The sequence below is a fragment of the Pedobacter sp. 01T416_2 genome, assembly GCF_056398925.1.
This window is the reverse complement of sequence record NZ_JBFTQI010000231.1, coordinates 1-7,733: the sequence shown is the minus strand read 5'-3', so window position 1 is coordinate 7,733 and position 7,733 is coordinate 1. Positions and strand designations below refer to the sequence as shown.

Below are 7,733 nucleotides of genomic sequence, written 5' to 3'. Positions count from 1 at the left end.
GATCAGTTTCATCTGTCCAAACGAACTTCCTGAAATGAGCGCAAGTAAAATAATTAGATAATATTTTTTCATTGCCACAAAGAAAAGGAAATTTAGTTATAGTTCATTCGTTCATTGGTCATTTGTTCATTGGTGACCGCAAACTGCCAATTATTGGTTAATCGGTTAATTGTTTAAAATGGTTAACTGGTCGCGGATATCTTGTAATTAATGTTACTTCAAGTGCTTTTCAAAAAAAGATCCTTCGACTACGCTCAGGATGACAATCGCGAGGGAAATCGGTTAATTGTTCAGTTAACCAATTTGGAGAGAATTCTTCTATTAGCGGTTATTTTATTGTTTTTTTGAAAGCAGATACAGTAGCATTTAGGGGCGAACAGTCCCGCCCCCGCTTCTGCTCCAATGAAACCTGTGAAACAAGCAAGCGCACAATAAAAAACAAAACAGACAAGTTCTTAAATTGGGAGCATCCCGCTACGGTCGGGTTTAGGTGGCGTGGCTTGCCGTACTATTTGGGGTTGCGAGAAGTCATACAGATCTGTGTTTTGTAGCTATGGGTTGGGACAAACTTTAATAATTGTAAGATTTAGGCCACCTAAACCGGATTATAGGGAAAAGCCCACAGGTGAGGTATCCCGATTCATCGGGACGGACTTGTACCGGAAAGCCGGACTACCTTTAATAGGGGCTAAGCAACTGCTTTTCAAAAAAGATCCTTCGACTACGCTCAGGATGACAATCGCGAGGGAAATGCGCTTTATGATTTTAACCGACTTTGGACTGAAAACTATGGACTTGGGACTAATTTAACGCTAAACGCCATGCCCCAAGCGTAAAACGCTTTTACCTTTCGGCCTAAATACCTATTTTTGCGGCAAACAATACAAAACGAAATGAGCAATACAAGAGGACCAATATCTCAGTTTATGGAGCGTAATTACCTCCATTTTAATGCTGCGGCAATGATGGATGCGGCTAAAGGATACGAAATGCATTTAGATGAAGGTGGTAAAATGATGATCACACTTGCTGGTGCAATGAGTACTGCAGAATTGGGAATTTCACTTGCAGAAATGATCCGCCAGGATAAAGTGGCTATTATTTCTTGTACTGGTGCAAACCTTGAAGAAGATATTATGAACCTGGTAGCACATTCACATTATAAACGTGTACCAAACTATCGCGATTTAAGTCCGCAGGATGAATGGGACCTTTTAGAAAACCATTACAACCGTGTTACCGATACCTGTATCCCTGAAGAAGAGGCTTTCCGCCGTTTACAAAAACACATCCAAAAAATCTGGATGGATGCCGAAGCTGCAGGTGAGCGTTATTTTCCGCATGAATTTATGTATAAAATGCTTTTAAGCGGAGATTTAGAACAATACTATGAAATTGATCCTAAAAATTCATGGATGCTTGCTGCGGCTGAAAAGAATTTGCCAATTGTAGTTCCGGGATGGGAAGATTCTACCATGGGAAACATTTTTGCATCGTATGTGATGAAAAAAGAACTTACCGCAACTACTGTAAAAGGTGGTATTGAATATATGGGTTGGTTGGCCGACTGGTATATTGCAAACAGCGGAGGCAAAGGAATTGGTTTCTTCCAGATTGGTGGCGGTATAGCCGGCGATTTTCCTATTTGTGTAGTGCCAATGCTTTATCAGGATATGGAAATGGAAAATATTCCTTTCTGGAGTTATTTCTGCCAGATTTCAGATTCGACCACTTCTTATGGCTCATATTCTGGTGCTGTACCGAACGAAAAGATTACCTGGGGTAAATTAGATATCCACACCCCAAAATTTATTGTAGAAAGTGACGCAACAATTGTAGCACCGTTAATGTTTGCCTGGATATTAAAACAATAATCATTAAAAATAAATAAACCAAATTGGTTTCTAGTATGCCCATTGAAGATAACATATCAAAAATGGGCATTTTTATTGCCTGAATGGCTTGAAATGACATTTGTTTAGAATGATTATAAATTGTATTTCCAGTCACTATTATGTCATGGGATTTATTAATAAGTTATACTTTTGTTCAAGTTTTGGTGGGGCTACCCCTAGTTCAGCATCAATTTCACAACAAAAAGTAAATTAAATAAGTATAAAGTGTTCATTATGAGAGATATCTCGATGATTTTAAAAAGCGTTTGGAAGTCGTTATTCGTATTTTCAGCAATTTCCGTAATAGCGGTTTCTACCGTAAATGCGCAGGATGCTAAAGAAGGAAGAACGCTTTTCAAAGCAAAATGTTCTTCGTGCCATGCGTTAGATCACAAAGTTATTGGTCCGGCATTAGAAGGAGTAAGCGATCGTCACCCTGAAGCGTTCCTGTTAAAATGGATTCCGAACAACGCGGCTATGATTGCTGCCGGAGATCCTGCAGCTGTTAAATTGTTTAACGATAACGGTAAAGTAGCAATGACTACCTTCCCTGAGTTAGATGATGCAAAAGTAAAAGATATCTTAGCGTACATTAAAGAAGGCGAGCCAAAAGCCGCTACTCCGGCAGGTGGTGTTGCAGTAAAAGACGAATCTACTTCAGGTTTATCAATTGCAGGTATTGTGGCTATCGTTGTATTGGCGATTGTTATTTTAGTAATCTTAGGCCGTGCTTCTAAATTGTTAGAACGCCTGATTTTACAAAAACAAGGTATCGAGATTGAAGAAGATGTGCCATTAAAGGTAGGTGTGCGCAAGATGTTCAAAAACAAGAAATTTGTAATGTTCTTTATCTTGTGTTTAATCATCTGTTTAGGTTCATTCGGTTGGATGGGCATGTGGAATACTGGTGTTCATACCGGTTACCAACCAGTTCAGCCAATTAAATTCTCTCACGAGTTGCACGCGGGTATCAATCAGATCGATTGTCAGTATTGCCACAATGGAGCATTTAAATCTAAAAATGCAACTATTCCATCATTAAACGTTTGTATGAACTGCCATAAAGCTGTTCAGGCGAGAGATAAATATGATGGTGAGATTTCTCCTGAGATCAAAAAAATCTACAATGCTTTAGGTTACGATCCTGAAACACAGAAATATGATGAAGGTAAAGCTAAACCAATGGAGTGGGTACGTGTACACAACCTTCCTGATTTTGCTTACTTCAATCACTCTCAACACGTAGTTGTTGCAGAAGATGCAATCCGTAAAGCAAAAGGATTACAACCAACAGAACCTGTATGTTTCGCTTGTCACGGTCCTGTTAATACAATGGAAGAAATTTACCAATATTCTCCATTAACCATGAAATGGTGTATTAACTGCCATAAGGAAACAGATATTTCTGGTCAGAAAAATAATGCTTTCTACGCTAAGGTTATCGAAGCGCACGAGAAGATTAAAAAAGGCGAGAAAATTACACCAGCGTTATTGGGTGGTTTAGAGTGTGGTAAATGCCACTATTAATAGATAGAGTTTAGTAAGAACGTTCGAATAAACAGTAATATAGCTTAAATGGAAAGCAACAAAAAATACTGGAAAGGCTTAGAGGAGTATAACAATACACCCGATTTTGTTAAGAATAGCAAAAACGAATTCGCCGAGCCACTTCCAATAGAAGATGTTTTAAATGAAGCAGGGTTAAGTACCGTTACCCCACGCCGCGACTTTTTAAAGGCGTTAGGTTTTGGTTTAGGTGCCGTTACATTAGCTGCCTGCCAAAGTACACCGTTAAAAAAATCTATCCCTTATTTGGTAAAACCTGAAGAGGTTACTCCAGGTATTCCTAACTATTATACGTCTAGCTTTAATGGCCAGAGTATTTTGGTTAAAACAAGGGAAGGTCGGCCGATTAAAATTGAACCAAATCTAAATGCGGGTCAATTTAACTGCGGTACGGATGCGAGAGCGCAAGCTTCGGTTTTAGATTTATATGATGTATCTAAACTAAAAGCGCCAGCTTTAGTAAAAGATGGAAAAGTTGAAGAAACTACCTGGGCAAAAATCGACAGCTTTGTAAAAGGCGAGTTGGCAAAAGCACAGGCGGGTGGAAAGAAAATCCGTGTTGTAGCATCAACCGTAAACAGCCCATCAACTAATGCAGTTATTGCGCAGTTTATTGCAAAATATCCTGCTGCTAAATTGGTTCAGTACGATGCGGTTTCTTATACTGGTATTATCCAGGCTAACCAAAACAGTTTCGGTAAAGCAGTTTTACCTAAATACAACTTTGATAAGGCCGATTTAATTGTAAGTTTCAGTGCCGATTTCTTAGGTACCTGGATTAGCGGAGAAGAGTTTACTGCTCAGTATACTGCTAACCGTAACTACAAATCGTTAGAAAATAAAAAAATGAGCCGCCACATTCAGTTCGAAAGTGGAATGAGCTTAACAGGTACCAATGCAGATACCCGTGTTCCGGTTAAATTATCGGAAGAAGGACCTGCTTTAATTGCCTTATACAATGCAATTACCGGTAGTGCTTTACCTGGCGGAACGTTAGGTAACAACACCACTGCCGATAAAGTAATTAAATTGGTAGCTAAAGAATTAGTACAAGCTAAAGGTAAAGGCCTTGTAGTTTGTGGTTCGAACGATGTTTCTACTCAGATTTTAGTAAATGCCATTAACGCCGCTATCGGAAGTTATGGTACTACTATCGATTTGGATAACCCTTGTTATTTATATGCAGGTAACGATGCCGAATTCAATGGCTTAGTTGCTGAAATGAACCGCGGCGAAGTTGGTGCTGTTTTATTCTTAAACAGTAACCCAGTTTACGATGCTGCAAATGCCAAAGCATTTACTGATGCATTAGCTAAGGTTCCTGCTAAAATTTCATTCTCTGATCGTGCTGATGAAACTGCAACCGCTTGTGATGCCATTGCAATTAACCATAACTATTTAGAATCATGGGGTGATGCAAACGCTTACGAAGGATATTATTCTATCGTTCAGCCAACTATCAACCCTGTTTTCAATAGCCGCCAGGCTGAAGAAAGTTTATTAACCTGGGCTGATGCTCCGGTTAAAGATTACTATCAGTTTGTACGCAGCAACTGGGAAGCTAAAATGTTACCAGCTGTTGGTTTGAAATGGGAAGAAGTTTTAGAAAAAGGAGTGGTTACTGCAACAGCAAAAACCGCTGGAGTATATTCATTCACACAATCTTTAGCACAAGTTGCTACTTCAATTGCGAATAGCAGCAAAGCTTTAGCTAAAGAAGTAGAATTACAGGTTTACGAAAGCATCCCGATGCGTGATGGTAAAAATGCAAACAACGCATTCTTACAAGAGTTACCTGATCCGGTTTCTAAAGTAACCTGGGATAACTATGTTGCACTTGCACCTAAGTTTGCCGAGAAATTAAAGGTTAAAGAATTTGATGTTGTAACGGTTAAAGCGAGCAACGGATATTCAGTAGATCTTCCGGTATTGATCCAGCCAGGGCAAGCACAAGGAACTGCATCTATCGCATTAGGTTATGGCCGTACCAAAGTTGGTAAAGCTGGTAACGATGTGGGTAAAAATGCTTTCCCTTTTGTTTCTTTTGTAAATGGAACTTTCCAATATGCTACTTCGGTAACCATTACCCCAACAGGCGGTTATTACGAATTGGCTCAAACACAAACTCACCACTCTTTCGAGGGCCGAGCAGTGATTAAAGAAGCTACTTTTGCGGCGTACTTAAAAAATCCTGGAGCTGGTAACGAAAAAGGCGAGCATAAAGATTACGATCTTTGGGATCAATACGAAAAACCAGGTAACAACTGGGTTATGGCAATCGATTTGAATGCTTGTACAGGTTGTGGTTCTTGTATTGTTGCCTGTAACGTAGAAAACAACATTCCTGTTGTAGGCCGTGATGAGGTTCGCCGTCGTCGTGAAATGCACTGGATCCGTATCGATCGTTATTATAGCTACGAAACTGCAGCTGGTGATGTAACCAGAGAGAAAGAAATTGCTAAGTTAGAAGACTTAGATCATGTTTCTGTGGTTCACCAGCCAATGTTATGCCAACACTGTGATCATGCACCTTGCGAAACAGTTTGTCCGGTATTGGCAACTGTACACTCAAGTGATGGTTTAAACCACATGGCTTATAACCGTTGCGTAGGTACACGTTACTGTGCGAATAACTGTCCGTATAAAGTACGTCGTTTCAACTGGTTTAACTACTGGAACGATTCACGTTTCGATAACTATTTAAATAACGAGTTTACCCAATTAGTTTTAAACCCTGATGTAACTACACGTTCGAGAGGGGTAATGGAAAAATGCTCTATGTGTATTCAACGTATACAAGGTGGCAAATTACAAGCTAAACTGGAGAAACGTCCATTAAAAGATGGCGATATTAAAATGGCTTGTCAGGAAGCTTGTTCAGCAAATGCGATTGTATTTGGTGATGCAAATGATCCAAATTCAGAGGTTTCAAAAGCATTACGTTCTGAGCGTATCTACTACGTATTAGAAGAGATCAATGTGAAACCGGGTATCGGATACATGACAAAAATTAGAAACACAGATACAACAGTACAAGCGTAAGCTTTAGTATAAAGAAAATACAAATTATGTCAGGACATAACGAATCAATACTTAGAGAACCATTAATTACCGGAGATAACATCACGTATGCAAAAATTACGGATGATATTTTAGGCCCGGTAGAAAACAAGCCAAATAAAGCTTGGTGGATTGGTTTTACCTTTGCTTCATTAGGCGCTTTACTTTGGGTGGTTGCAGTGAGCTACACCTTCTGGAACGGTATCGGAGCTTGGGGTTTAAATAAAACAGTAGGTTGGGCTTGGGATATCACCGGTTTTGTGTGGTGGGTAGGTATCGGTCACGCTGGAACACTAATTTCGGCAGTACTATTACTTTTCCGTCAGAACTGGCGTAACTCCATCAACCGTTCTGCAGAGGCGATGACGATCTTTGCGGTTATTTGTGCAGCAACTTACGTTGTATCACACATGGGCCGCCCTTGGTTGGCATACTGGGTTTTACCTTTACCAAACCAGTTCGGGTCACTTTGGGTAAACTTTAACTCACCATTGGTATGGGATATGTTTGCAATCTCTACTTACTTCTCGGTATCATTATTATTCTGGTACACGGGTTTATTACCAGATATTGCTACCATCCGCGACCGTGCAGTAGGCACACGTAGAAAAATCTATTCTATCTTCTCTTTTGGATGGAGTGGAAGTGTTAAAACATGGCAGCGTTTCGAAGCGGTGTCGTTAATCTTAGCAGGTATTTCCACACCACTTGTACTTTCGGTACACACGATTGTATCAATGGACTTTGCAACATCGGTAATTCCAGGATGGCACACCACGATCTTCCCTCCATATTTCGTAGCAGGGGCGATCTTCTCAGGTTTTGCGATGGTATTAACCTTATTATTGGTTGCACGTAAAGTATTAGGCTTAGAGAACTACATCACCATGTTCCACATCGAGTCGATGAATAAAATCATCATCTTAACCGGATCTATCGTAGGTGTGGCTTATTTAACAGAGTTTTTCATCGCCTGGTATTCGGGTTCTGAATATGAGCAATATGCTTTCATTAACAGATCTACTGGTCCTTACTGGTGGGCATACTGGATGATGATGACTTGTAACGTAATCTCACCACAACTATTATGGTTCAAGAAAATCCGTTTAAGCATCCGTGCTACCTGGATCTTATCTATCGTAGTAAACATCGGTATGTGGTTTGAGCGTTTCGTAATTATTGTTACTTCATTACACCGCGATTATATTCCAT

General features: G+C 39.9%; 4 protein-coding genes. All 4 read left to right on the top strand.

Annotation, left to right across the window (positions count from 1 at the left end; genetic code table 11):
- Window positions 1-893: 893 nt before the first annotated feature.
- A complete protein-coding gene (locus tag AC1DPQ_RS11635) occupies window positions 894-1,874 on the top strand; it encodes a deoxyhypusine synthase family protein (RefSeq protein WP_477579777.1) in 981 nt (326 codons plus the stop codon).
- Window positions 1,875-2,129: 255 nt separating this feature from the next.
- Window positions 2,130-3,422: a c-type cytochrome gene (locus AC1DPQ_RS11630; RefSeq protein ID WP_477579775.1), complete on the top strand. Its 1,293-nt coding sequence runs from the start codon at window positions 2,130-2,132 to the stop codon at window positions 3,420-3,422.
- Between the two features lie 48 nt (window positions 3,423-3,470).
- Entirely contained in the window at window positions 3,471-6,503 is a 3,033-nt protein-coding gene (locus tag AC1DPQ_RS11625; protein ID WP_477579773.1) for a TAT-variant-translocated molybdopterin oxidoreductase, read from the top strand.
- 26 nt (window positions 6,504-6,529) lie between these two features.
- On the top strand, window positions 6,530-7,733 hold a 1,204-nt coding region (nrfD, locus tag AC1DPQ_RS11620; RefSeq protein WP_477609387.1), incomplete at its 3' end, for an NrfD/PsrC family molybdoenzyme membrane anchor subunit.

Coding starts and splice junctions, on each gene's coding strand:
- AC1DPQ_RS11625 (WP_477579773.1), top strand. CDS start 3,471: ATGGAAAGCAACAAAAAATACTGGAAAGGCTTAGAGGAGTATAACAAT.
- AC1DPQ_RS11630 (WP_477579775.1), top strand. CDS start 2,130: ATGAGAGATATCTCGATGATTTTAAAAAGCGTTTGGAAGTCGTTATTC.
- AC1DPQ_RS11635 (WP_477579777.1), top strand. CDS start 894: ATGAGCAATACAAGAGGACCAATATCTCAGTTTATGGAGCGTAATTAC.